Annotated in this window: 25 protein-coding genes and 3 pseudogenes; 6 read left to right on the forward strand and 22 right to left on the reverse strand. The window is 51.7% G+C overall.

All coding sequences use genetic code 11. From position 1 onward, the window contains the following. Positions 1-10: 10 nt before the first annotated feature. The 3 genes and pseudogenes from AOA63_RS20520 to AOA63_RS01620 all read right to left on the reverse strand — a co-directional run. Positions 11-214 (reverse strand): annotated as a pseudogene (locus tag AOA63_RS20520) (helix-turn-helix domain-containing protein); the annotation flags it as partial. Continuing rightward, positions 211-894, reverse strand: coding sequence for a hypothetical protein (locus tag AOA63_RS01615; RefSeq protein WP_139061456.1), 684 nt, complete (start codon positions 892-894; stop codon positions 211-213). The gene AOA63_RS01615 and the pseudogene AOA63_RS20520, both read right to left, overlap by 4 nt. Positions 895-1,371: 477 nt before the next feature. Then, the gene (locus tag AOA63_RS01620; protein WP_053958069.1) at positions 1,372-1,854 is read right to left on the reverse strand and encodes a hypothetical protein; all 483 of its coding nucleotides are present in this window, start codon (positions 1,852-1,854) and stop codon (positions 1,372-1,374) included. A 550-nt stretch (positions 1,855-2,404) separates the two neighbouring features. Between AOA63_RS01620 and AOA63_RS01625 the strand changes: the two genes are divergently transcribed. The 3 genes from AOA63_RS01625 to AOA63_RS01635 all read left to right on the forward strand — a co-directional run bounded on the left by AOA63_RS01625 (position 2,405) and on the right by AOA63_RS01635 (position 5,804). Further along, positions 2,405-3,814: a coproporphyrinogen-III oxidase family protein gene (locus tag AOA63_RS01625; protein ID WP_053958070.1), complete on the forward strand. Its 1,410-nt coding sequence runs from the start codon at positions 2,405-2,407 to the stop codon at positions 3,812-3,814. Positions 3,815-3,890: 76 nt separating this feature from the next. After that, entirely contained in the window at positions 3,891-5,117 is a 1,227-nt protein-coding gene (locus AOA63_RS01630) for an MDR family MFS transporter (protein WP_053958071.1), read from the forward strand. Positions 5,118-5,150: 33 nt separating this feature from the next. Further along, entirely contained in the window at positions 5,151-5,804 is a 654-nt protein-coding gene (locus tag AOA63_RS01635; protein ID WP_053958072.1) for a hypothetical protein, read from the forward strand. On the opposite strand, the gene AOA63_RS01640 is transcribed toward AOA63_RS01635, so the two are convergent. From AOA63_RS01640 to AOA63_RS01670, 9 genes are all read right to left on the reverse strand, one after another. Continuing rightward, positions 5,801-6,967 carry a helix-turn-helix transcriptional regulator gene (locus tag AOA63_RS01640; protein WP_053958073.1) on the reverse strand — a complete coding sequence of 389 codons (1,167 nt, stop codon included), beginning with the start codon at positions 6,965-6,967 and terminating at the stop codon, positions 5,801-5,803. The genes AOA63_RS01635 and AOA63_RS01640 overlap by 4 nt on opposite strands. A 367-nt stretch (positions 6,968-7,334) precedes the next feature. Continuing rightward, positions 7,335-7,511: a DUF2493 domain-containing protein gene (locus tag AOA63_RS19240; protein WP_139061457.1), complete on the reverse strand. Its 177-nt coding sequence runs from the start codon at positions 7,509-7,511 to the stop codon at positions 7,335-7,337. Positions 7,512-7,597: 86 nt separating this feature from the next. Further along, a complete protein-coding gene (locus AOA63_RS01645; RefSeq protein WP_053958074.1) occupies positions 7,598-8,035 on the reverse strand; it encodes a hypothetical protein in 438 nt (145 codons plus the stop codon). Between the two features lie 144 nt (positions 8,036-8,179). Then, the gene (locus AOA63_RS01650) at positions 8,180-8,716 is read right to left on the reverse strand and encodes a GNAT family N-acetyltransferase (RefSeq protein WP_053958075.1); all 537 of its coding nucleotides are present in this window, start codon (positions 8,714-8,716) and stop codon (positions 8,180-8,182) included. Beyond that, positions 8,716-9,015 (reverse strand): DUF1778 domain-containing protein, encoded by a 300-nt coding sequence (locus AOA63_RS01655; RefSeq protein ID WP_053958076.1) that lies wholly within the window; start codon positions 9,013-9,015, stop codon positions 8,716-8,718. The genes AOA63_RS01650 and AOA63_RS01655 overlap by 1 nt, the downstream gene beginning before the upstream one ends. Positions 9,016-9,123: 108 nt before the next feature. After that, the gene (gene xseA / locus AOA63_RS01660; RefSeq protein WP_206742803.1) at positions 9,124-10,335 is read right to left on the reverse strand and encodes an exodeoxyribonuclease VII large subunit; all 1,212 of its coding nucleotides are present in this window, start codon (positions 10,333-10,335) and stop codon (positions 9,124-9,126) included. A 173-nt stretch (positions 10,336-10,508) separates the two neighbouring features. After that, positions 10,509-10,694 carry a zinc ribbon domain-containing protein gene (locus AOA63_RS19245; protein ID WP_139061458.1) on the reverse strand — a complete coding sequence of 62 codons (186 nt, stop codon included), beginning with the start codon at positions 10,692-10,694 and terminating at the stop codon, positions 10,509-10,511. Between the two features lie 331 nt (positions 10,695-11,025). Further along, positions 11,026-11,175 (reverse strand): hypothetical protein, encoded by a 150-nt coding sequence (locus AOA63_RS19545; protein WP_171822572.1) that lies wholly within the window; start codon positions 11,173-11,175, stop codon positions 11,026-11,028. A gap of 663 nt (positions 11,176-11,838) precedes the next feature. Further along, on the reverse strand, positions 11,839-12,237 hold the full coding sequence (locus tag AOA63_RS01670; protein WP_053958079.1) for a helix-turn-helix domain-containing protein: 399 nt from the start codon (positions 12,235-12,237) through the stop codon (positions 11,839-11,841). A gap of 183 nt (positions 12,238-12,420) precedes the next feature. Between AOA63_RS01670 and AOA63_RS19550 the strand changes: the two genes are divergently transcribed. Then, entirely contained in the window at positions 12,421-12,567 is a 147-nt protein-coding gene (locus tag AOA63_RS19550) for a hypothetical protein (RefSeq protein ID WP_171822573.1), read from the forward strand. A gap of 146 nt (positions 12,568-12,713) precedes the next feature. Here the strand turns inward: AOA63_RS19550 and AOA63_RS19555 are convergent, their stop codons facing one another. The 4 genes from AOA63_RS19555 to AOA63_RS01685 form a co-directional block, all read right to left on the reverse strand. Beyond that, complete coding sequence (locus AOA63_RS19555) at positions 12,714-12,878, reverse strand: hypothetical protein (protein ID WP_171822574.1); 165 nt, start codon at positions 12,876-12,878, stop codon at positions 12,714-12,716. Positions 12,879-13,005: 127 nt separating this feature from the next. Beyond that, positions 13,006-13,260 carry a hypothetical protein gene (locus AOA63_RS01675; RefSeq protein ID WP_053958080.1) on the reverse strand — a complete coding sequence of 85 codons (255 nt, stop codon included), beginning with the start codon at positions 13,258-13,260 and terminating at the stop codon, positions 13,006-13,008. A gap of 46 nt (positions 13,261-13,306) precedes the next feature. After that, complete coding sequence (locus AOA63_RS01680; protein ID WP_053958081.1) at positions 13,307-13,498, reverse strand: hypothetical protein; 192 nt, start codon at positions 13,496-13,498, stop codon at positions 13,307-13,309. A 353-nt stretch (positions 13,499-13,851) separates the two neighbouring features. Continuing rightward, on the reverse strand, positions 13,852-15,303 hold the full coding sequence (locus tag AOA63_RS01685; protein ID WP_197648371.1) for a PLP-dependent aminotransferase family protein: 1,452 nt from the start codon (positions 15,301-15,303) through the stop codon (positions 13,852-13,854). A 291-nt stretch (positions 15,304-15,594) separates the two neighbouring features. Here AOA63_RS01685 and AOA63_RS01690 point away from each other — a divergent pair, with 291 nt between their 5' ends. Both AOA63_RS01690 and AOA63_RS01695 read left to right on the forward strand, forming a co-directional pair. Then, positions 15,595-16,806 carry an aminotransferase class V-fold PLP-dependent enzyme gene (locus AOA63_RS01690; RefSeq protein ID WP_053958083.1) on the forward strand — a complete coding sequence of 404 codons (1,212 nt, stop codon included), beginning with the start codon at positions 15,595-15,597 and terminating at the stop codon, positions 16,804-16,806. Between the two features lies 1 nt (position 16,807). After that, positions 16,808-17,806, forward strand: a complete 999-nt coding sequence (locus tag AOA63_RS01695) for a DMT family transporter (protein WP_053958084.1) — start codon at positions 16,808-16,810, stop codon at positions 17,804-17,806. Positions 17,807-18,694: 888 nt separating this feature from the next. Here AOA63_RS01695 and AOA63_RS20095 read toward each other — a convergent pair. The 6 genes and pseudogenes from AOA63_RS20095 to AOA63_RS01715 form a co-directional block, all read right to left on the reverse strand. Further along, positions 18,695-18,908, reverse strand: a pseudogene (locus AOA63_RS20095) (IS607 family transposase); the annotation flags it as partial. 66 nt (positions 18,909-18,974) lie between these two features. Continuing rightward, a pseudogene (locus AOA63_RS20455) lies at positions 18,975-19,967 on the reverse strand (GGDEF domain-containing protein); the annotation flags it as partial. A 48-nt stretch (positions 19,968-20,015) separates the two neighbouring features. Next, positions 20,016-20,408: a single-stranded DNA-binding protein gene (locus tag AOA63_RS01705; protein WP_053958086.1), complete on the reverse strand. Its 393-nt coding sequence runs from the start codon at positions 20,406-20,408 to the stop codon at positions 20,016-20,018. Between the two features lie 68 nt (positions 20,409-20,476). Then, positions 20,477-21,790: an RRXRR domain-containing protein gene (locus tag AOA63_RS01710; protein WP_053958087.1), complete on the reverse strand. Its 1,314-nt coding sequence runs from the start codon at positions 21,788-21,790 to the stop codon at positions 20,477-20,479. 435 nt (positions 21,791-22,225) lie between these two features. Next, a complete protein-coding gene (locus tag AOA63_RS19560) occupies positions 22,226-22,396 on the reverse strand; it encodes a hypothetical protein (RefSeq protein WP_171822575.1) in 171 nt (56 codons plus the stop codon). Positions 22,397-23,199: 803 nt separating this feature from the next. After that, a complete protein-coding gene (locus tag AOA63_RS01715; protein ID WP_053958088.1) occupies positions 23,200-23,457 on the reverse strand; it encodes a hypothetical protein in 258 nt (85 codons plus the stop codon). Positions 23,458-23,558: the final 101 nt, after the last annotated feature.

Here is a 23,558-nt window from a genome sequence, read left to right on the forward strand (position 1 = left end):
AAAACGCTATCGGTCGGTTCAAAATTCTACTCAACTTGCCTAAAATATCATCGGACGGAACCGTTAGCCCCAACTCGTATTGAGATATGACCTGTTTCGAAACTCCTAGTTCATCAGCAAGTTCCTGCAACGTAAAGCGCCTCGCCAGACGTGCTTCGCGTAACCGCTGAGCAACAAACGGCTTTGATCTTGATATGAGTGTAGTCCGTATCATGACGGGTTTTCCTCTGCTGAAGGCGGTTGAACCTTACTCTGCATGGGGAGTTTGTCAGGGGTTTCCTCTGGCAGCGCTCGGGGATTGATTTTCAAAGGACGCCGATCTGCCCATTGCTCATGGATCGGATGAGGAATTCCCACGAACACCGATTCTAAATACGGAGGCCTTCCCGTATAAGCCAAATAGGCCACAAGCGGGTCAGATGGATTTCTGGGAGGTGCCTCACTGAATAAGTCATTGCCCCACGATAGGTTCCATAACGCGCGTAATTCATCGCGATATCGCGATGGATAAGGGAAATTTTGGTCCTGACCAATGAAACATTCTAGAAGAATCATTGCTGGCTCATGACACACGAGCATGAGACGTTTGAAACCGAAAGCCAGTTCATGATACTGAATAGAAAACGGTAACTGATGAGCCTTAACAGCAGACTCCAAGGCTCTCGCCACATATAACCGCCTCACAGCGTTTAGGCTTTCGTTAAAATGGGGCTTGTCCACAGCGTCGTGTAATTCCTTCCATACTTGTTCATATGCGGAAGGAAGACTGTCCGCTAACGGTTGTACCAAATCAAGAGGGATTGGAAAACTATCACTTGACAAAACGTCACCTCCGGTGCGTTCTAATTGACTTTCTTCTGTCAAGAGTATGCGAATTTTTACGAGGTTTGTCAAGCGCAATCGGCGGGTCGACCTCACCTCATCAGCGCGGTCCTTACATTAACCGCTCTTCGCTTCTCTTAAATAAAGATAGGAAACCATGTTAAGCCGATAGTTCAAACACTTGCCGCCGCATGGAGTAGTCTGGCCATTGCCATTGACTCGTCGGGGATAGACTCACAAGTATTATCAAATGGCACTTCCGTGCGGGTTCATATTTTGACGGAATGGGTCCAGAGTAATACATCAGCTATCCCAGTGACTAGTCTACTACGTTCATATGCGTATCAATCCTCAGTCAAACAAGTGGTCAACCGTGCCACACACCGGAGAATTGGCTTGAAGTTGACTCCCGACGAGAGGGGTTTATTGATCTCGATACTCGCGTCAATCTTCTTCTGAAAACCCTCAACCTCCTTTCGGGCTTGCGCAGGGACATCGCGCACGGCCTTTCATGAGGGGGTTGTGCGCGGTAGACCATGCCGAGTGACGTTACGGAGAGGTTAGAGGATGGAGAGAATGCCAATATGAAGGGGTGAGGGCTTGCGTATGATGGGTGCTGTAATACGCGTTAAAATTGCTGATGTCCCACAGAATGTGCTGTTCCGCCAATACCGTATTGAGTGCTATCATCACCGTCATGGCCGCCCAGACATTGGTGATCATCCGCTGGGGTTGGCTGACGGCTTGGTGGCCACTGGCCGTGCCGGGTAATGATGTGGTGGTGTCGGTGAGAATATCGGGATAGACCATGCCCACGGGCGGCAAGATCGTGGTGTTGTGGTGTCGATAGCCGATAACCACATGGCCGCCATAGCCGGATGTTTGCTGGACCGATTCGGGGTCTGTCGGCGGGGCGATGCCATCATTACCGGCATCGATATAGACGCCTTCGGGCCAAACCAGAAAGACCGGGTGGAGGATTTGGCGGGTCGGATGGTTATCGACACAGCCGATGAGAAGGGGAAAGGACACGCCATAAGAAAACGCGGCGTGGTCGGGGGGAATCCAGGCATCGAAGTAAGCGTCAAACCATTTTTGGGGCGATTATCAATGACGGGCTCCAAAATCGATAGGTGGGTAGAATTTGACGCTTACCGTGTTCTCAACGGGTTATGTTGCGGGATAGATATCGTGATCTGCATATGACTCGTTCGTTAAAAGAGTCTTAGATATTCACGTTTACGATCCGTAGCCAACAATGCTCGATATTACGGTGCAATGAGCAGACGATCAGTTGTCTTTTTTGCTAGTTAGTGATCATGTTAATCAATAAAGCATCAGACATCGCCACATTCATGTCCACTAGGCTGCCGATTGATAAATGAAAATTCCTATTATTATTTGGATAAGGTCGGGAATTCCGAACTGGATGAACCGCACCTTGAAAGTATCAAGTGGGAACATCATTTCCTTTTGAGGAGGGATTTCCATGGAGATTTCTTTCTGGGTTGTCGGCGCAGCCTAAACGTATGACATAACCAGGGCGGATACGTCCGTCCTGGTCTTTCGGAAGGAGGATAAGATGATCACATCATTGTCCGCTCCCTTTGAATCGTTTACGTATCCATTTTTTGATTTGAACTTTCATGCTCAGCATGATGAAGTCGTGAACGCATTTTTGAAAACACCCAGCCATTTCCCCGGGCTCAGAGGAATGTATATTCACGTACCCTTTTGCGAAACGTTATGTCATTTCTGTCCATTTTATAAGAACGTAGGGAATGACGAACGTATTGAGGCATATGTCCAAGCCTTGGAGACTGAATTACACCTGCGGTCTCAAGACCTCCGTGTAAGGCATTGGACATTCGATGCAATTTACTTTGGCGGCGGCACACCATCATTATTGACTATTGCTCAGATCCGTCGACTCTTATGTGTCATTCGGAACTCCTTTTCGCTCTCGCCAGACTGCGAGATTTCGATGGAAATAGAAGTAAAGTCAATCACTGAAGATAAACTTTTAGAGCTGAAAGATCTTGGTGTGACACGCGTGAGTTTTGGTGTGCAGACATTTAATCCTGACATGCGGAAATTTTTAAATCTGACAGCAACTCTAGAGCAAGTGGATGCAGCGATTGCCGCTAGTACTCGCATTTTCCCACGGGCCAATAACATTGATTTAATTGTGGGTCTTCCGACTCAAACAACGGCAGACATGTATACTGACTTAGACATCGCGATTCGTTGTGGAATTGACAGCTTATCCATTTATCCGATGGACTATATTATGACAACACCGCGTCTGATCGAATTGTTCCGTCAAGGAATAACACCTCTTCCTCCTACTGCATCTGCCATTATGCAGATGTTCTATGATGCGCGGAAATACCTGAAACAGCGCTGGTCGGAGGATAACACCTATTGCTATAGCCGTGAGGGAATCAGTCCTTGCCGATACATGTTCGATATCGTCTATGGAAATTATAGCAACGAATATATTGGAATTGGCGCTAGTGCCTATAGTTTACTTCAAGGACTTGTTTATCAAAATGTACCGGATGAAAGAGAATACATCAGGCGCTTGCAGACTGGACTGTCCCCAGTTCATTTGTCGTCGCCGTATCATGCTTACGAGAAAGGTTTAGTGTTTTTTCCAAAAATCGGGCGTTATGACTTGAAAGATTTGCGTCGTTGGGATTATTTCGAGTTATATTCCGAGCGCCTCGAACGTTTGCGACATGAGGGCTTTGTGAAGATTATCGATGACATGATAACGTTGACATCCGCCGGTGAATTGCACTATGCACCGCTTATGCTTGAGTTCTTTTCCGACAATCAAAAACGACTGTATAATCGCATTTGGCGACGAGTGAGTACTCAATTGGGATGGAATGTTGAGACAGGGCGTCCGACTGACTGTGGTCCTGCTCACAAAAGCGTTGGCGGCCTTAGCGCGATGGCAATCCAATCTTTATCCCGAAGAACCTAGAAGAAGTGCTTTACCTGATTTTCGTTAATGAGGTGCAGTGACCAAGGAAGGTATCGATTTAAGGAGAAGAACAAAAGTGGGATGGTACAAACGTATCATAATAGAGCTCCCTCCTCCCTACTGGTTTATTTGGAGTGGCACACTGATTAATCAACTTGGAATGTTCGTTGCGCCGTTTTTCATGATCTATTTAACTCAAATCCGCCATGTTTCTGTCATGTATGCCGCAGCATCCCTTTCCGTGGTCGGCATCGGTAGGCTAGTCGCCGCACCCATTGGAGGAGTTATGGCGGATCGTTGGGGACGGCGTCCCACAATAATCACAAGCCTCATCAGTGCCGCCTTTTGCACCCTCGGACTCGGGCTGGTTCCGACGGGAGCCATTCTCGATGGATTGGCTTTGATGTGGGGGTTTACGAACAATGTGTTTCGGCCGGCGGCCCAGGCGGCCATTGTCGATCTGGTTGGGGAAGAACATCGACGTCAGGCCTTTGCCTTAAATTACTGGGCAGGCAACATGGGGGTGGCCATTGGGCCGATGCTCGCGGGTCTCCTGATGCAATGGCACCCCACCGCCATGTTTTTTCTAGATGGGCTGACCACCTTGGTGTTTGCCATCCTGATGAGTCGGTGTGTGCTGCCCAGAGTGTCGACACAACGGTCTGATGGCTCTTTGCATTCGTGGCGTCACACCATGGATCAATTGCTCCATGATCGGTTGTTGATCGGGCTCGCTATGTTGGCGTTCTTGTTTGCCATGGTATACTTTCAAAACACGTCCACGTTACCGGTGGTCATGCACGCACAGGGGCTCACCGACGCCGATTATGGTCTGGCGATCGCGATGAACGGCGTGACCGTGTTAATATTCAGCCTGCCCATCAATGCTCTGATTCGGCACATGTCACCGGGACGGGCGATGAGCCTCGCGGCTCTGTTGCTGGGGACAGGATTTGGTTTGGTGGCTTTCGTCCATGGTGAAGGGATCATTATGATGACCGTGATGATCTGGACACTGGGGGAAGTCATTGCCACGCCCGTCGCCGCGGCATGGATTGGGCAAATTAGCCCGCCGCATTTGCGCGGCACCTACCAAGGGATTTATGCGGCGGGATGGGGTGCTGCCCAAATCTTGGGACCATTGGCGGGGGGAATCGTGTTGACGGCATGGGGGGATACCAATCTCTGGTTAATCTGTTTTGGGGTGGGATGCATCGTTATGCTCGGGTATGGCACATTGACAATGTGGTCGCGAAATCGTTTGATGTCGGAATCCTCAACCTCTGGTAAACCAGTGTCTTAGCGGCGTTTTTAATTAACAAAGGGGGAATAATGTATGATCCTGCGAGAAGTAATCGAAAATGTATGGCGCTGGGAAACTCCGGATCCGGAAAACGATTGGATAATGGTTGGTCATATGATAAAGACCGATCATGATATAGTCCTAATTGACCCGCCTTTCGTTCCGGCTTTGATTCCCACTATACAAAAGATTGGATCGCCAATCGCTGTTATTCTGACCACGCATTATCATTCGCGGGGCGCACGAGTGCTTGGTCAAAAGTTGCAGTGTCCTGTTTATGTTCCGCAGCAAGCCGATCGGGAATATTTACAGGGTCGAAATCTTACAGATTTCACTGTCTATGGGGATAAAGATATCTTACCAGCGGGACTGCACGCCATACCTTGTGCAGTGAATGTCCCAGACGAACGTGACCCGTCCAAAACAACCAAACTTGTCGACGAGATGTTGCTCCTTAGCCCAGCCCATCGCGCAATATTATGTGGCGACGTTATGGTTGGATCCCAGGACGGTGTGCTGGGATGTCCTGAAGGCTTTACCGATGATCCGAATTTTACGCAAGTCATGGCGTCATTACGAACTGTCGATCAAATCGGAGTGGCAAATATGGCCGACACTTTGTTACCGGGACACGGTCTTGACATTATCGGAAGTTTTTCTACAGCACTTTCTGCTCGACTATCTTAGAAAAACCGAATTAATAACTGCCAGGCGGCCGAAAAACGCCTCTCATAATTGTCGCCAATCCTGAGAGACAACATGGGTTCATCTTGGAGCCTCGGCCAGCGATGAATCCGTCCTAAAGTGGCCATGGTAGCAAAGTCCAGGATATCCCTCTGATGAGTGAGACAGCGAAACTTCTCATATGTTTTGGCAGCCTGATCCCACTTTTCTGAGAGGCCTTCGATTAAGCATTTTTCGGCTAATGAAGCAGCATATTGACGGGTCGAGGGCATCCTGTGCATGGTGAGCGCATCGCGAATTGTGATCTCTGCGTCGGTCAGATTTCCTGTTTGCCGATAGAGTACGCCTAAGTTATGGAGTAGTCGACCTTGTAAATTCGGAAAAGATGTTGTAGCCCTCTGCAGTCGCTTCATCGCAGTCAGGACGGTTTCTGGACCATGAATGGCCCATCGACAGATCAATTGACCCAATTGCACTTCGTAACCCAATGAAGGGTGATCCCTTAAGTCGTGTACAACATTGAAAGCCATCCATGCTTCATGATAATTGTGCAATTCCAACAAAACTTGTCCTTCTGTATACCAAGATAATTGATATTCCTTTTGACGGTTTAATTCCTCAAAAATGTTGCGCGCTTTTCGAATAAAGTGGAGACTAGCGACGTGATCGTGGCCCGCTAACGCCGCCGTTAGTCCACAATTGTAGAGAGCTATAGCCTTTCGAAAGCTAATAGGGGTTCGTGTCAAAGCAGCAAGCATTTGGGAGAACCAAAAATACGCCGATTGAAAATCTTGTTTTTTCACATGAATCTTCCCCAAAGCATGATAAACATAACTATTATAACGTCCATCGTATTGCGACCGACTCATATGCAGCGCGGTTTGGGCGACAGTTTCTGCCGGTTCAGTTAGTCCATAATCCAGCAAATGTTCGGCGAGGCGGCATAAATTTAAAGGAGACGGTCCACTTATCAGATACAAGTCGATCCAGTCTGAAACGGACCATGTGAACAATTTTGTCATTTTCACAAGAAGTTCCGGAGATGGATTACGTGTTCCGTTTTCAATCGCTGAGATGTGAGATCGGGTTACGTGCAATTGTCGGGCCATTTCGGCCCGAGACCATCCGTGAGCGAGACGGTGCTTGTTAATGAGATGATGGAGCACTGTGACTCCCTCCGATATTCGTGATGGTGTCCTATCCAATAACTGCTCTATAAGGAACATTGTACATCAAGTGAGGAGGTTAATTCGATTAATGCCACGTAGTAAGAGATTCATCACAATAATAGGCTTTATCATCATAGTGCTTTGGTTTCCAGTACATCATCCACATAACACGAGAATAAGTCATAATTTTCTATTAGTCAGTTCATCTAATCCGCAAAACGCCAACGGCCCGGATCCCGTTATCCTATAAACCATTATCGAATTTGTTAACTCGTCGTGACATTACGAAGTTGACGAAAACGGACACTTCAGCTTCGCGACCAATTGCTATCATGGGGTCTGTTCGCGGTCGGACTCGGCCCGGTCAATCTAAACGCCATGACCAAATCGACGCCGATGGCGAGCATCTGTCGGTTGCGCCGGGGCCCGGCGCCCCGCCAGTGATGATCGTCGCATCGGCGGGCACCCGCTGGATGAACGTCATAATGGGCCGGATATCGGTCCAATGGCGGCTGCCACAAATCAAAATGCGTAAGGACATTGGCGGTCTCCTTTCGTATACGCATAGGAACATCGCTCACGGTCTCTCATCAGGGGGTCGTGCGCGATAAACCGTGACGCATCGCGTCATGGCAAGATGAGAGGCTTAAGAGCATGCCAATATGAGGGGGTCAGAACTTGGATATGGTGCGTGCTATAATACGTGTTAAAATTGCTCACGTGCCACAGAATCTGTTGTTCGGCCAATAACGCAGTGAGGGCACTCATCACCGTCATGGCCGCCCAGACATTGGTCAGCATCCGATGGGGTTGGGCCACCGTGTCGATATAGATGCCTTCGGGCCAGCGCAGAAAAATCTGGTGGAGAATTTGGCGGGTCGCGTGGTTATCGACACAACCGATGAGAAGGGGAAAGGGCACGCCATAAGAAAATGCGGCGTGGTCGGGGGGAATCCACGCGTCGAACGCAGTAGGACCGTGCAGATAGTCGGAGATAGCCCAAATGGGACGATGATAGAGACTGTCAAAACGTTCAGCCAAGACCGCCGCTTTCAAGCGGTCCATATCTTAGGTAAAAAGTGTTGGCGGTGCAAATTGTCCGGTTCCACGGTATCGCCATCGACGAGCGTGAGTTTAAAGCAGCGGGCTGTGGGATGACATAGAAGGATGAGCGGATTGGGTCATGGAGATGTGTCGGAGGGCATTGCGCTAGGAATTATCCTCTGTGAGGAGGGGGTCAAAGGGGACGCGAAAAAGGGACTGGACGGTGTTGAGCGGAAGCCAGTAGCGCTGGCCCGTTAAAGGAAGAAAACCATAATGGGTATAAAAGGATTCAGCGCCCTCTAGAGCATCGACAACGACCCCGGCGGTCGCAATCGTAGACGATGACGAGACCACACGACGTAGGGCATCCAAAAGCAAGAATTCCCCAATGTGCTGACCGTGAAACGCCACATCGACCGCTAAACGTCCTAACAAGGTGACTCCCACATCAGGATAACGAGCTAATGGGCGCTGGTATGGAACCGGGATATCCTGAAGTTTCAGGCTCAATGCCGAAAGCGTATAGTAGCCTAAAATTCTTTGGGGAGCGGATGGATAAACGCCGACAAACACCGCTGCGGCTCGGCGTCGGATATCCTGGCGAGCCCGTTCGCGGAGGTACGTGTCTAACCCGCCAGGGGGACAGATAAATTGCGTGCGATCATGCTGAGCGGTTAAACGTTCGACGCGGATGGATTCCATCAGGGTTCAGCGTGTTCAATCCGCGCCCAATATCGCGCAGCGGCTTTCTGTAAGGCGTTATGGGGTTGAGGAGGATTCAATAAGTGCTCGACGAACGTGCGACTTTCCGCCGGATTTAAGGCCATCACCTGGCGATGGGCGAGGGCTTCTTGAGCGCGCTCCGTCATGGTGGTGAGAACAAATGCCGAGGTGCTCATGCCCAAGGATGCGGCAGCTTGGTCAAGCAATTCTTTAAGGTCCGCGGGCAATCGCACTTCTAAACGCGCGTCTTTACGCGGCAGGGTGGAATGGGTGGGCATCAGACTTCCTCGCTTTCGGTCATGGAATTTGATTGTTATTGTACGGCATTTGTCCACACACGTCAATCCTCCTTGATGGTATAGTATGGTGTCTCTGAGCAAAAAGATTCATTGCAGGAAGCGAAATGTTAGGGAAGAGATAAGTGATGTCATGCCTGACAGGATTTGAGGTTCTCTGAGAGCGCAATGAGGAAACCGTTCTCTAAAGCCCGTCGCACTTCCAGTGCGACGGACCGGGTAACGGTTTAGCTTGGGCGGATTTCCCGATCGGCGGTGGCTGAGCCGTTGACGGAACTGGTCCCACGCGCGGTCCCAGCGTTCTGCCGCTTGATCAATGCGGCGTTGGTAGGGTTGCAAGAGGAATTGCGGATCACGGAGAAAAGGATGTTGGGCGACGGTGTGCCAGCGTTTGTGCCAGCTCATCGCGGCCCGTCGGCGGGCTTGGTGAAAGCGCAGGCGGCGGCTTTCCAGGAGGTCCTGTAAGGCGAGGAGGTCGGGCACGGCCATTTCGGCGGTGGCAGATGGTGTGGCAGCGCGATAATCGGCGGCATAATCGGAGAGGGTGGTATCAATTTCATGACCCACAGCGGAAATGACGGGAATGGGACAAGTCGCGACGGCCCGGACAACGGCTTCGGCATTAAAGGCTTGCAAGTCTTCGGTGGCGCCGCCCCCGCGTCCGATAATGACGACATCGTGTGTGGCAGGTTGGATGGCTGTGAGCGCGGCGACCAGACTCTCGACAGCGTAATCGCCTTGGACGAGCGCGGGAATTAAATCGAGGCCGATACCGGGACAGCGGCGGCTGCGCACGGCTTCGATATCGCGGCGGGCCGCGCCGGACGCACTGGTAATCACGGCAATGCGGCGGGGAATGCGGGGCAATGGACGTTTGGGCCGGTCAAAGAGGCCTTCGGCTTTGAGTTGGCGGTACAAGGTTTCGAGCGCGAGTTTGGCCGCGCCTTCGCCGACGGCGGTGATAGTCTGGGCATATAAGGACGTTTGCCCATCGCGTTCAAAAACGCCAAGGCGTCCAGTAATTTGCACAGAAAGGCCATCGTGCAAGGGGATAGAACACCGGGCCGCATCGCGGCGGAAGAGGACGCTGCGAATTTGGGCTTGATCATCTTTGAGCGTAAAATACCAATGGCCCGAGGGATGATGTTTGACGCCGCTGAGTTCGCCGTGCACGGTGACACGGGGAAAGGCCAGTTCTAATACGGTTTTTATCTGCGCAATGAGGGCAGAAACGGATAAAGAGTCAGACAGGGGAATCACTCCTTTGGCAACACAGAGGGCATAGAGACATCGGTACAACACGTCGATGACCGGAAACCGGAAACGGTGGAGGGGAACGGTTTACGGACAACCGACCACCGTATGCAAAAAAATAAGCCCGGTCGCGGGAAGACGACCGGGCTAACTGAGCACCAGGCAGAACGATGGAAAGTCAAAGAGCATGTATGCAGGGAATCCTTATCATAGAAAGACAATTAGGACCAAAACGTCTGCCATCCAGTTGGATCGAGCACAATCCATTGACCGCACGCTAGGCAAGAATGCGCGACACGGGTTTCCCCAGGGAGGATGCGTTCCCACAGCGCCAGTACATTTTCGGTGCCGCAATGGGGACAGCGTTTGGTATTTTTCGCGGCATTACCTTGGCTATGACGTACCATAGCGATCCTCTCGGGTGGGAAAAACTGGGATGGGTACAGGGTAACACAACAGCAGGGTCTTGTCGAGATACGAGGCGGGGAACGGAAGTCAGGGGACATGAGGGAGAAGTTCTCTAAGCGGGTTAAAGGAGTTTTATGGACGGGGCGGGCTGGCAGACGTGATCGCCGTCACGAGGGCTGGACGTAAGTGCGGGCGGATCCCATTGCGAATCGTTTGGGCGGATAATGTCCAGGTTGGCGGGAGATGATCAACGATATCGTGTTGAAAGGCGTGCATCCAGGATGCGGCCAGGATGACGTCGCCCAGGGCATCGACTCAAAGGGCTCGTGCTCAGGCGGTCGCTCCCGGTCCCTGATCGGCATCCCATGGGAAGGTCTCCGTAACGGGCTCTAAGGCTTGAAGCCTGCGCCCGTTATGGGAGGCTTTCCAGACAAAGGGCCCTTGCGGGGTATGGGTGCCGTGATATACGGTGGTTTTCATGATGTCATCACTCCTTGAGCATCGATCGAGAGGGGAAACGGTTTCCGGTTAACCAGAACCTCGAAACGGTCAATAGCAACGGATCGTCAGGATAAAATCTTTATAGAAGAGGTGTGTTCACTCCGAGTCGGTGATCCAGCGGGACAAAAACTTTCGCGGTGTTTCCACACGCCATGGTGCACCGGGTATCTGGAATTCCTTGGTGTTGCTTGTGATGATGAGATCGGCTTGTTGTTCAATTGCAGTCAGCATAACGTGAGCATCATATCAATCGATCGTTGAGACGCGCACGGAGGGGGAAAACGTTTCGATATGTCCTATAGGCCAATGCGTGGCGTGGTTTTGAAAAAATTGAGCAAGCGGAAGATATGGCAAGCGCATAATATGCGGTAAAATATCGCGCAATCCGACAGGAACAGCGCCCGCGAGCAAGGGAGCTAAACTTTCTAGAAAACGCTGGACGTCCTCATACTGATAGATGCGGCGGTGTCGTCCTGTTCCAATGCCACGTATGTCGCAACGTGGACAAATTCGGCAAGAACCGTTTGAGCAACGACAGGAATGAAAAATGGGCCGTTGGCCAAAAGTAAACACTGCATGGTTTTACCATTTGGATTGACCAACGCCCCACAAAAGACTGTAGTGTCCAATACAACACGAAGCTTATCGTTCATAATCATCCGGTGGAGGAGCCGAAAATCGTTGGTTAATATCTTGCACGGTAGTCATAAGTCGTTTAATCGCGAACAAATCCGCGGGAAATTGGTCCGAGCGAATCCGCCAGGATCCCCGAGGGCCGGGCATACGTTGAGCTTGGAGATATTGTTTTTCACACCACTGGCGGACAGTGCGCTCTGAGACGCCATAGAGGGTGGCAACGTCTGCGGTGGTCATCCAGGAGATGTCGGGCTCACGGATCGCGATGGATACGACAGGATCGCTAGAAACCGACAGACTTGCTATTAAACGCTCCATCAATTGCCGGACTTGTGGTAAGCTGCTGGGAATTTTCTCGATTTCTGGAGCTATTTGACGAATTTCGTCACGACTTAAGGTTAACATCACAATCCCCCTCTTGTTTTCTTGCATTATGACTCCTTTCCGTGATTGCCGCAAGTTCCGTTATATCCGATATTAAACAGTATGCGTCACAAAAAGGACATAATACGTTTGTTAGAAATCGAACGACAGAAGAAAACCTTTGAAGGAATTGTTTATGTATTTGTCATGTTAGGAGGATTCTCTATGGGGAAGCAGCATAAGAAACCGCTGACGGCAACGGGTTGGCATGATCTCCCGCAAAGATGGAGAATCTTCGAGGAGATTCGCGAGGGTTTCCCCATCGTGCAAACACGCGGCATGGTGATCCGGGGACTGTGGCCAGAGCCGTAAAAGCCGTTGGCGTCAGGATGTTGGCAAGATGTCGCGGAAGGTGGTATCGCGTTCACACCCGTCTACGAGGCTTGGGAGAGAAGTCACGAGGGAAGATTCGGAAGGCCGGGAGGACATGATGACGCACTCCTTTCAACGCAGGGAAATTAGGAGAAAAATTTGATGAGGGCCCGCTGCACTTTGTCAGGGCAGGGGATAAACCGCGTATCCTCATCATATTCCATGGTCTCGGTCCAGGCGATGAGAGCATAGACCGCTTGAAGGCGTTGGCGAGACCGGATAATTGGACGCGATAAGGGGTGACGGGTCATAGACGGTATGCTCCTGATGGCAAAGATTTTGATAGAGTGGAGGGACAAGGGCCCAGACCGTTTCCGGTTCACCGGAAACGGTCTGGGGGTGTGTGATAACGGGGACCGAATCGAACGGCGGCACAGTTTAAGACGGCATAGGAATTAATTGCAAGGCGTGTAAGGTGTGCCAAATATCGGGGATAAGATAACGCATAGCGGGTTTCCGTGTGATAAAGCGGTCTGGCGCGCGGTCCCACCCGTCGCCGCGACCGACCCAATGGAAACGGGATAAGGCTTCGGCCCATAGGATCGGCGCGGTATGGAGCACCAGATGGTCATTTAAACCGCACGCGAGCGCGGCTAAAGAGGCAGAGAGATCGTAAAATCTTTTAACACGCATTCTTTACGATACCGGTACGAAACCTGGGAAATTTTTAGGACCGCGTTCATAGCTGGGAAACCCCTGTAATCAGCATGATGATCGCGACAACAATCGCGGTGAGACCCAGGAGACTCAGACAAAGAAAAAGTCCATAGCGGGCAAATCCTTGGTCTTTATAGCGGATATAGTAGCGCATGCTGCCCGTCAAAAACACGAAACCGAGAACCAAACCGGTATAAGGACTATTCGTCAGCATAAGCCTAAGCACTTCCTTCCCGCAGGCCCCACCCGTTAGCGTTATTGGGCCGCTTTGTTACAATTTATCACATTTTCCGCACCTAAAATTTGGCAGTCATTGGGTTTTCATCGACAGGGCCAACAATCCGTCTTCGGCATCCCGTAGGATGTCCCTCCCCGGCCCCGTCACCGACTGTTCGAGCAGCGGTTTTTTCTTGATACGGGTCGTTCGAGCGATTCCTCCTGAAGATGGGTTAAGCACTCTCTATTCAACCCCAGAGCCCTCAGGATCGCTAGTTTCCATTTCCACGAAAAATGGGGCATTCTCCTCTTGCACGGAACATGGCAGGGCACCGCAAATCCCCGGCGGCATCACGGATGACTTCGCCACAGTTGGTCCAATCGTCGAACGCCCTCAGAAATAGCCTGTTGGTCGGTTTGCGCAAAACCCATCAGCAGGCCTCGACGCGAACAGCGGTAGCAATAGGGGCGCAAGGGATAAATTCCGACTCCGCAATTTGCGGCGGCCTCCACGGCAGCTTGTTCTGAGAATGTCGAATCTGCTTCCAGAAAGATATGCAGTCCCGTTTCCACGCCATGAATACGAAACAACCGGATGAGTCGGCTATTCATCAAATGCCGTATCAGGATTGCGTGGCGGGTGCGATAGAGTTGGCGCATGCGCCGAAGATGCCGGGTAAAATCCCCCGTCCGCATAAATTCCGCCAAGGTGAGCTGCTCCATAATCGGCAAATGCCGCTGAATGAGGGAATGGACATTCGCAAGCTTCGCAATGGCGGAGGCGGGTCCTATAATGGCTGCCAGTCGCACCGCAGGAGTTAGAAGTTTGGAGAACGTGAGAATATAGAGTACATGGGAGCCCGCGTCGGCAAAGAGGGACGGCAAGAGCCCGCCACGATAACGATACTCACTGTCGAAGTCATCCTCCACAATCCATGCGCCGTGTTGGCGGGCTCGATCTAACAGGAGTTGGCGCCGACTCGCAGACAGCACACTCCCGGTAGGGCGCTGGTGCGTCGGGGTGACAAAAATGAGTCGTGCGGAGGCAGGGATGGCTTCAACCTGTATACCGTCCGCGTCGACCGGAACTCCGACCACATGGATACCCCGATAAGCAAGTGTTAGGCGGGCGCCGGGAAATCCCGGGTCTTCGACGGCGGCCGTAGCCCCGCGTGTGAGTAGGGTTTGCGCTATTAAATCGACGGCATGTTGAGCACCAGACGTCATCAAAATTTGATTAGTATCGACGGTAATGCCCCGAACCACCGCAAGATAGTCTCGAATTTGATTCCGCACATCGCTTGTTCCATAAGGCGACTGATAGTTCCAATCCTCCGCCTTCATCACACGCAGAGCTCGGGTGGCGGCACGTCGCCATGCCGTCCGAAAATGGTCATCAATCCACGGTTCTTGATGCCGAAAATCAATGTCTAACGGCTTCACAGCATTGACTTGAAGCCAATCCGTTAGTTCTTTGGCAATGGAGTCTTGCCTCATGCGCAATACGGGGACATCTTGGGCATCTGTCATCTGGGGCGCAAGATGATCGAGACGAGGAGCCGGTACTGCTATCACCCGCGTTCCGCCTTTGCCCGTCGTGGTCACGTATCCGCGAGCTAAGACCTCCTCATACGCTACTTGGACGGTAGAACGCGAAATCCCAAGAATATGAGCAAGATCGCGAGTGGGCGGGAGGACGTCGCCCACCTGCAATCGCCCTTGGGCCATCAGCTCAATAAGAGCGTCCACGAGTTGCTGCCACAATGGGCGGGACAGGGACCGATCCAATTTAATAAACATCATGGGTTCCTTCTTTCTAATTATGGATGGCTCACTTTGATACAATATGGCTCTACTATACCATCCAAAAGCGCGGTACAATGATTTCATTCAATCGAGGGACGTCTCTCCCTAACAGTTATCAGTATTACGGACGGCGTGGCACCGAAACCGCCTAGACACCGATGAAGATTACTCGCCAACAAGGCAAAGCCCCTACCATAGCATCGTCGCGGTTTGCCTGCAAACAGACCCATACAACCAAATATCCGTAAAATTGCGATTTCGAAATCAATGGAAATAGGGGGGATTTTTGTGACTCAAACGTGGCCGTCGTGGCATCAACTGGTTTCGCGAAGCGATTCCCGCCGTTATTTCAATATTGCTACGAGTAGCCCTCTGTTAGACCTTGTAAAGAATGCGATGATAACAGCCTTAAATGAAGAACCGATGCATGCAACCCCGTGGGAACAAACAGAATACGTCGTGCAGCGTACCCGCCAAGTCCTTAGTCAACTGTTAGGGGTTCCATCGGAAACTGTCGCGATAACAACGAATACCACCCAGGGGCTTCATTTAATTCTCAACGGAATCCGGTGGATGCCCGACGATGAGATTATTGTGTCGACTGACGAACATGCCAGTACAATTATCCCAGTATTTGCTGTGCAAAAACGGTTTGGTCTGACTGTACGTCTGATTTCTACGAATTGGAAGGAACCCTGCACGTCTCAAGATTTAATTCATCAACTGGAAACGCTAGTCACCCCACTTACACGGCTGATTATACTCAGTCATGTGACATGGAATACGGGGCGCATTCGTCCCCTGGATATGATTTGTCGCTGGGCACGAAACCGAGGCATTAAAACATTAGTTGAAGGGGCTCAAGGAATAGGCCATGTAGATGTTTCTTGGCTAAGGGACGGCGATTGTGATGCTTATGCTTTTCCTGGACATAAGTGGTTATGTGGGCCTCCCGGGACGGGCGCATTATGGGTCCACCCCTCGTGGATCGAGGAAATTTGGCCTTCCCAACCAGGATACTGCGGGATAAAGTCGTTTGCTTTCAACGGCGCGATTCAGTGGCAGGATGGAGTTAAGCGGTTAGAATCATCCACTCGCAACATTACTGTACTCGCTGGATGGCTTGCAGTCCTACAATATCTGCGAGATTTGGGATTCCCACGCATTACCCAACGCATCTATCACTTATATGCCTATTTTATACGGTTGCTTACGAATTCAGAGATTTTATCTCAATGCTATTGGGTAATAGGCGATGCGGGCATTGTAACACTTATTCCTCGTAAGGCATGGGATATCAAACAGTTAACCGCGACATTACAACAGTATGGGATCATTTGTCGCCATATCGTTCGGCCACACGGAATCCGGTTTTCCTTACACGCCTTTAATACGGAAAAAGATATTGATTTTGTGATCTATTATCTTTTGGAATTGACCCGATCAATTTCTTCATCCAGTCCATCGGTGATAAAAAGTCCACTTTGGTGGGAGGAATAAAATGTTGCATACTCAATCAACTCGTTTTTCCACTCCTTCGTTCTTAGTAACAATCATTGCTGGCATGGTAGCATCGGCTTTTTTTTCTTTAACCTTTGTTGTGAACCAAGCTCTTGGCTTAGCTCATGATAGTTGGCAATGGACTGCCGCCTTGCGTTACTTTTTTATGGTGCCTTTGCTGTGGGGACTCCTCTATTTAACACCACGTTCCCGACGCAGATTATTCTGGATAGCACTAAGTGAACACCCTTGGCGATGGATTGGGGGCGGAACGATTGGTTTTGGATTATTCTATGCCCCCCTAACTATTGCAGCACAATACGGGCCCGCTTGGCTTGTTGCAGGAACGTGGCAACTCACGATCATCATGGGCGGATTACTGGAACCCGTAGTCAAGAGGACCCGCATTCACGCACGGAGTCTGTCTCAAGGAATTCCCTGGCGAACATTGTTCAATTCAATGGTCATTCTCGCGGGGGTGAGCCTACTGCAGTGGGATCATTTCAGACATCTCTCGTCGTGGCATAATACCGCTAATGTCGTGGGCCCCATTATTCTGGCGGCGGTGGCCTATCCTTTAGGCAATCGCATGATGATAACCTATGCTCCTCAGATGAGTGCTACGGAGCGCACCTTGGGAATGACGTTGGGAAGCTTACCGTTTTGGGGAACCGTAGCCTTCTGGGGGCTTATGGAACGGGGATGGCCACAGGAACCTCAAATTATTCAATCCGTCATCGTAGCAATCGGTTCAGGAGTCATCGCAACCGTATTATTTTATTGGGCAACGCAACACGCATTTGCACATCCTGAGCAATTAGCGGCTATCGAAGCAACGCAGTCAGGAGAAGTTTTATTTTCTCTGATAGGGTCGATGGTGTTTTTGGGTCAATCCTGGCCATCTCCGGTATCTATGGGAGGCGTGGCGCTTATTATTCTGGGAATGATTTTGCACAGCCTTCAAAGAAAGACCACCTCAACTTTCTCTGTTAAAACATAAACACCTTTGGTTATGCCGACTAGCGGGATTTTTGATCGAGCCTTGACTTCGGAAGACCGTTGACGCGCGTGGGGAAGTGGTGTCGGGATTTCTTGCAGAAATGATTTATGGCAGACCTCGACCTTGGTCGGCGGACCATCCCACAATTTTTTTATTGTAAGAAACAGAGTTCCGGCCGATCCACGCCGATCGGCCTTTTTCGCGTCCGAAATGGGGCACGAGAGCGTGAGAAAACAGTTGCTTCAGAACTTGACACAGCGTCGTCATCGGCTCTTGGCAACGTCAGTGAAGGGCGTTCACGACCCATGGGGAGTACAATCCGCTATTCTTCCAGATGCATAGTTTGTGCGGGCCACGTGAGTAGATAGAATGACTTGATCTTGTGAGGGTAGCGAATTGTCGTTCTGCCCTGGCTTCGTAATTGTTACGCCGTATCTACGTTGGCCAAAAAAATTGTGGCCCACCATTTGCATAGATTGGCAAATTGCCTCACTTTGTATGGATACTGACGGATCGGCGTAAGATTTTGGTAGGGGCAGTCGATGTCGCCTGCACGTCGCTAATTGCGGAATGCTTCGACCAGCACGACTTTAGACTATTGGCTTGAGATACGGACATCAACTATGTGTATTGTTTCGTGTCTGCGCCACCCAGATGTCTGCTCAAGGGGTACACCTTGCTCAAGCGACGAGAGAGATTTCCAAAGCTCAAGCGTCTATGCGGGCGGGAATAGCTTAGGACGATCGTACTATGTAGGAACAAAGGGATCCGCGTCGGCAGAAGTCATTCCCCGGTACATCCAGGATGCCAAGGCAAGTAGGCACTTTCATCCCCATCCTCTAAAGGAGATGGGGAATTCTCGCCTATTCTTTAATTGGGTCACCTTAACCGAGCCGTATCTTCCCCATGATCGTGGATCACGACTTCGACCTGTTTGGCTTCGCAAATTGCCAAGACGAGCTCTGCTTCAAAGCGTAATAGCCAATCCTTGTGGGTGACCACGAGCCGACTGACCTGATTCGCCAGGATTTCATTCAGAAGACACTTCAGGCTTTTTATAATAGTTCATCCCGGATCCCAGGTCGGCTATAATCTCGAACGTTCGGTCTTGGCGGGCGCGGTGGGCGACGGCTTGGAGCACATGGTCGCCGATATCATGGCCCCAGGTGTCATTGACCTGCTTAAAGTGGTCGATATCCAATAGGGCCACCACGGCGGGCAAGCCTTCGGCTGTCATCTGCTGGGCATATTCTTCGAGGGCCCGGCGATTGGGCAAGCCGGTTAAGGTATCGGTGCGGGCGGCTTCCTGTTCGCGGCGTAAGCGGTATTCTTGCTCAAAGAGGCGCCGTTGTTGGGTGAGTTGGGAGGCCATGCGATGCACGATAATCATAATCAGAGCCAGGACACCCCACGACCACACGGGCCACGCGCCGATTAAGAGGAGGGCCAGAATGCTTTCGACCACGCTGACGGGAATCGAGTCGGCCCAAATATGGCTGCGCCACAACCGCTGGACGTCGTCGTGGGGCAAAAGGGGACTGAGCAGAAAAATGCCGAGATAATTATTCAGCGTAATGACACTGATGACGGCGACCGCCACAGACACCGCGTGGGCCGTCCACCGAGGATCGGCTGGGGGAATGACGGACTGCCACCACCAGAGCCAGCCGAGAAAGAAAAGACCGGCGGTAGCATTTTGGGCGTAGGGCACCCACGTTTGCCCCATGCGCTGGAGATGCTCGGGGGTATCATTGACCAGCACAGCCCACACCCGAACGGCAAGATGGCGGGGAGAACGGCGAGCCAGGCGGGGGCCTTGCCAGCGATAGAGCAAGGTCATAAGACCATGGCCGAGAGCGGTCAGGACCGCCACGGGAATGCCCCAGACCACCCAAATCAGAACATATAAAGCGGGCACAAAATTATGCACGGACCGTTCCCGCGTAAACGATAACGAGGGGACAGCCAGATATTGCCACCAGACGGCCAAAGGCGTGAGGGCCAATGCGCACCAGACCGACGAGCCAGTGATATGGGTGACCGTGTTCCGGAGAATGTGGGCGGTGCCCCAGAGAATCCCACTATAGGTGATGAGGCTGCCTCCAAACGGGAGGGAGACACGGAAAGTACGACGGGTCATGCGGACAAGTCCTTTCGTCATCACAAGAAAACGCCGAAGGGCACGAAAGCCCTTCGGCGTGTCGGTCGATTAGAACGGCAAATCATCCGGCAAAGCCGCATCATCGGCAGAGGCCGCGTCCGCAGAGACGCCCGCCGCGTCTTTGCGGCTATCCAAGAATTGGACGGACTCGGCCACCACTTCGGCGACGCGTCGCTTCGTGCCATCTTGGGCTTCATAGGAACGCACTTGCAAGCGGCCTTCCACCGCGACCAGCCGGCCTTTTTGGAGATAATTGCCCACGGTTTCGGCCAGTTTACGCCAAACCACGCAATCAATAAAATCGGTGTCGCGCTGACCTTGGGCATTGGTAAAGGGACGATCGACGGCCAGCGTGAAGGCGGCAACGGGTGTGCCTTGCGGGGTGTACCGCATTTCGGGATCGCGGGTGAGACGGCCAATGAGGATAATGTGATTCATCATGATATTCATCACTCCTTTTTGAAGGTCAAAAGCACGACAAAACAAGAGCCTGCCCGTTAAAGGGCAGGCTAATCGGGTTCCCGATCCCCACCCTGGTCCAAGCGGCGTCGGGGCTGTCGGCGGTAGGGCGCATGACGCCCCTTTTTAGGAGGCACGGATCGGGTGACGGGGCGAATTGCCCCCCAGACCTGTCGTGGTAAGGACTGACCTTGCTTTAAGTGGTCAGAGATGCGCATGATCAGTGGACCTCCTTCAACAGAATCTCGGCAGGATTCCCCCGCTGCAACAAAGTTCAGCGGCGGGAGGAATGCCGAGGAAGCCACAGCGTCTATCAGAAGGCGCGTGGAACGCCGTAACAGACGCACGTGAGACACAACAAATTGGCCAAGACGGTGCCAACGGGCATCGGCGACGGCAAGGGATCGGGTTTTCGCCGTGTGCGTATAGCCTGAGACATAGCCGCGCACCGTGCGGTCCGCTTTGGTGGCTTCGACGAAATCCCCCTTGCGGAAGCCCCATGGCGTCGTGGTGCCGCCGAACCGTTCGCGCTGGCCGCCCTGGGTCGGGTTTTGATCATGCAGCGCCCGGCGATGCCACAGGGGCCGCCCGATGACAGCAAATGGAGCATCTGTGATGTCACAGTGTCCTTCCCATCGTTGGCCATGGTCGCCGTTTTTTTCGTAAAACGGGACATAGCGCAAAAAATGGCTCGCAGCGAGAGCGACGCCGTCGACTGCATGACTCGCGGGTGAGCGTTCAGCTTTTGTGCGAGTTTTGTACAACCCCAAAGCATCACGAAGGCGTTGGGTTTCCCATCCATATCGGGGTGTCAGCGGCCACTGCTGGGCTATGCGGTCTATTTGCCATTGCTGTCCGACCATCACGGGGCTGAAGGATTTGTTGCCGCGCGCTTTGACGACTTCGTAGACGACGTGCGTAATCGGATAGATTTTAGCCAATTCTTGGAGTACGCGCCATTCCAGATCGCGGTTGGCCCGAATGCTGGGAGGCAACTTGTGCCCGGTACGATGGAGAAAGCGGATCGAGCGCTGGGGCGTCTTGCGATAGCGACGGAAGCCACGCAAGGTCTTACGAGTTTTCATAGCTTTTTTGACCACCGGAAAAGGGAGAACCAGATGCCCCATCCAAAGCGTGGCTTGAGGGGTTTGCACTCCCAGGCCAGAGTATAGTTTTCCCGGATCAATCCCAGCCACGGTATCGTGTGGAATCGTTTCTCTCGTCGGCGTTGTCAGTTGAAGGTAAAATGTGCCAAGCTTGTCCCGTTTGGGAATGGCGCCCCCGCTTTTGATCAGCTTGCGCGCTTTAGCTGGTGTTGTGGGACTGAGCGGTTTTCCGTAGAGCGAAACGACGGCAATGCGCATTGAGGATAGTCCTCCTTCTTGCGAAGTTTGTGTGGCACACAGGCCACGTCCCATCGACCATGCGACTGTAGGCTGTGTCGTCGGCGTAAAAAAGCCGACCTGACGTGGACTCTCACGCCCCATCGGAACACGGAACTTGGGTAAAGATTCCGCGGCGTTAGTCCTACAGTGCCGATGACAATGGTCTAGTGCAATGCTTGCGTCGGGCAAGTCTCTACCCAAGCCTCCACCTAGGGCCAACGGCTCAGGTGGGGGTCATTGACTGGCAAGTCGTCAGAGCCGCTGTGAGCCCTTCTACGCGAGCAAAAACGGTGAGGATAGGTTTTTTATAAGGATATGTGATGAGATGCCGCGCTAAATGGCTGAGAGGGCACGCCCTGCGGGATAGGAAAAGCCGGCTCGTTGTCACGGGCAGGCTTCTCATGGTCAAACTTTTTATGAGGTCAGCAGACGGATTAATTGCTGGCGCACAGGCGCTGGCAGGTCCTCGACAAACATTTCGTGGCGTGCCAGCCCTGCGGCTAAGTCCCGCGCAATTTCACGCAGAGCCACAATCCGTTGAGGATCCGCCCGGAAGGCATGGTGGTGTCTTTTGAGGTGTGACATGAAGATGACCTCCTTGATGTTATCGGAAACGCAGAGGAATCTGTGTGGGAACGATTGGTCTCGTATCGGAATGGGATGGGAGCTGGGGGATGCACTCAATGTCTAGGTTCCGGGTGTTGTAGTAAATCTGATTGACGACGGATACCATTTCGTTGCAAAGCATTATGACGTGCTGTCGATTGCTCGAATCGCTCCGTATAAATTTTGGGGTGAATATGCCGAATCATTTCTTTGGTCATCTGACGCATAGTGATCACCTTTTTATGGTATGTAGTCTGTCGAATTGAGCAGGATGAACCCTTTTCAGATAGCTAAGCGTCTTCAAAATGTCGTGTCAACCTCTCAAGGAGTTTTAAGCATCGTCCAAGGTTGTGCGTGCAAAAAATACGGTGATGTTTCAAAAAGCTGGCAAAATCTTAAAAAATATTGAATAAGCACTCCAAAAGAAAGATCCCAGGCCACCGTCACAGGAAGCGCGTACTTTAGGATGGGAAGCTAAAGCGCCTTACACCGCGATGGCGCAGTGTTCCTGTGACGCATGGGGGTCTCCTGGGTGGGCAAGGCCCAGGTGCGTTACGGGATAGGTTCCCGCGCCTTACGCCGCGATGACGCCGCGCTAGTGCCTTGCGCCAGTCTTCGGACCCCTCCATCCGAAAACGTGACACGATTCGGAGAGTTCCCGCTGGAAAATGACGAGAGAACTGCCCAAACGTGATTGATCCCCCTACTGTCTGAATAGACCGTAGGACGCGCCAGGAAGGGTTTGAGTGAAAAATAAAAAGATGATACCGCGTAAGGGACATCTAGGGATGAGTGAAAAGCAGCGTCACAAAACCGATAATCATAACAACGAGCGTACTCCCATACCAATATGGGAGATGGGTCAGTTTTTGATCAAATTTGATATCGAAAGCATTAACTTTTTTCTCAAATTTGGCATCAAGAGCCCGGACTTCTTGGCGGACGCTTCCAAGTTCTTGGCGGACATCTCCGATTTCTTGCCGTACACCACTGATTTCTTGACGCAACGTATCTGTTGCACGGTCCTGATCGCGCCGCACCGCATCAATCTTATCGGTTAATCGCTTGGAGGAGATAAAAGCCCCAATGGTCAGGAAAATCCGGGGCAGGTGGCGGTATCGGTGGCTGTTCGGACATGGAA

The sequence above is a fragment of the Sulfobacillus thermosulfidooxidans genome, from assembly GCF_001280565.1.
GTDB lineage: Bacteria > Bacillota > Sulfobacillia > Sulfobacillales > Sulfobacillaceae > Sulfobacillus > Sulfobacillus thermosulfidooxidans_A.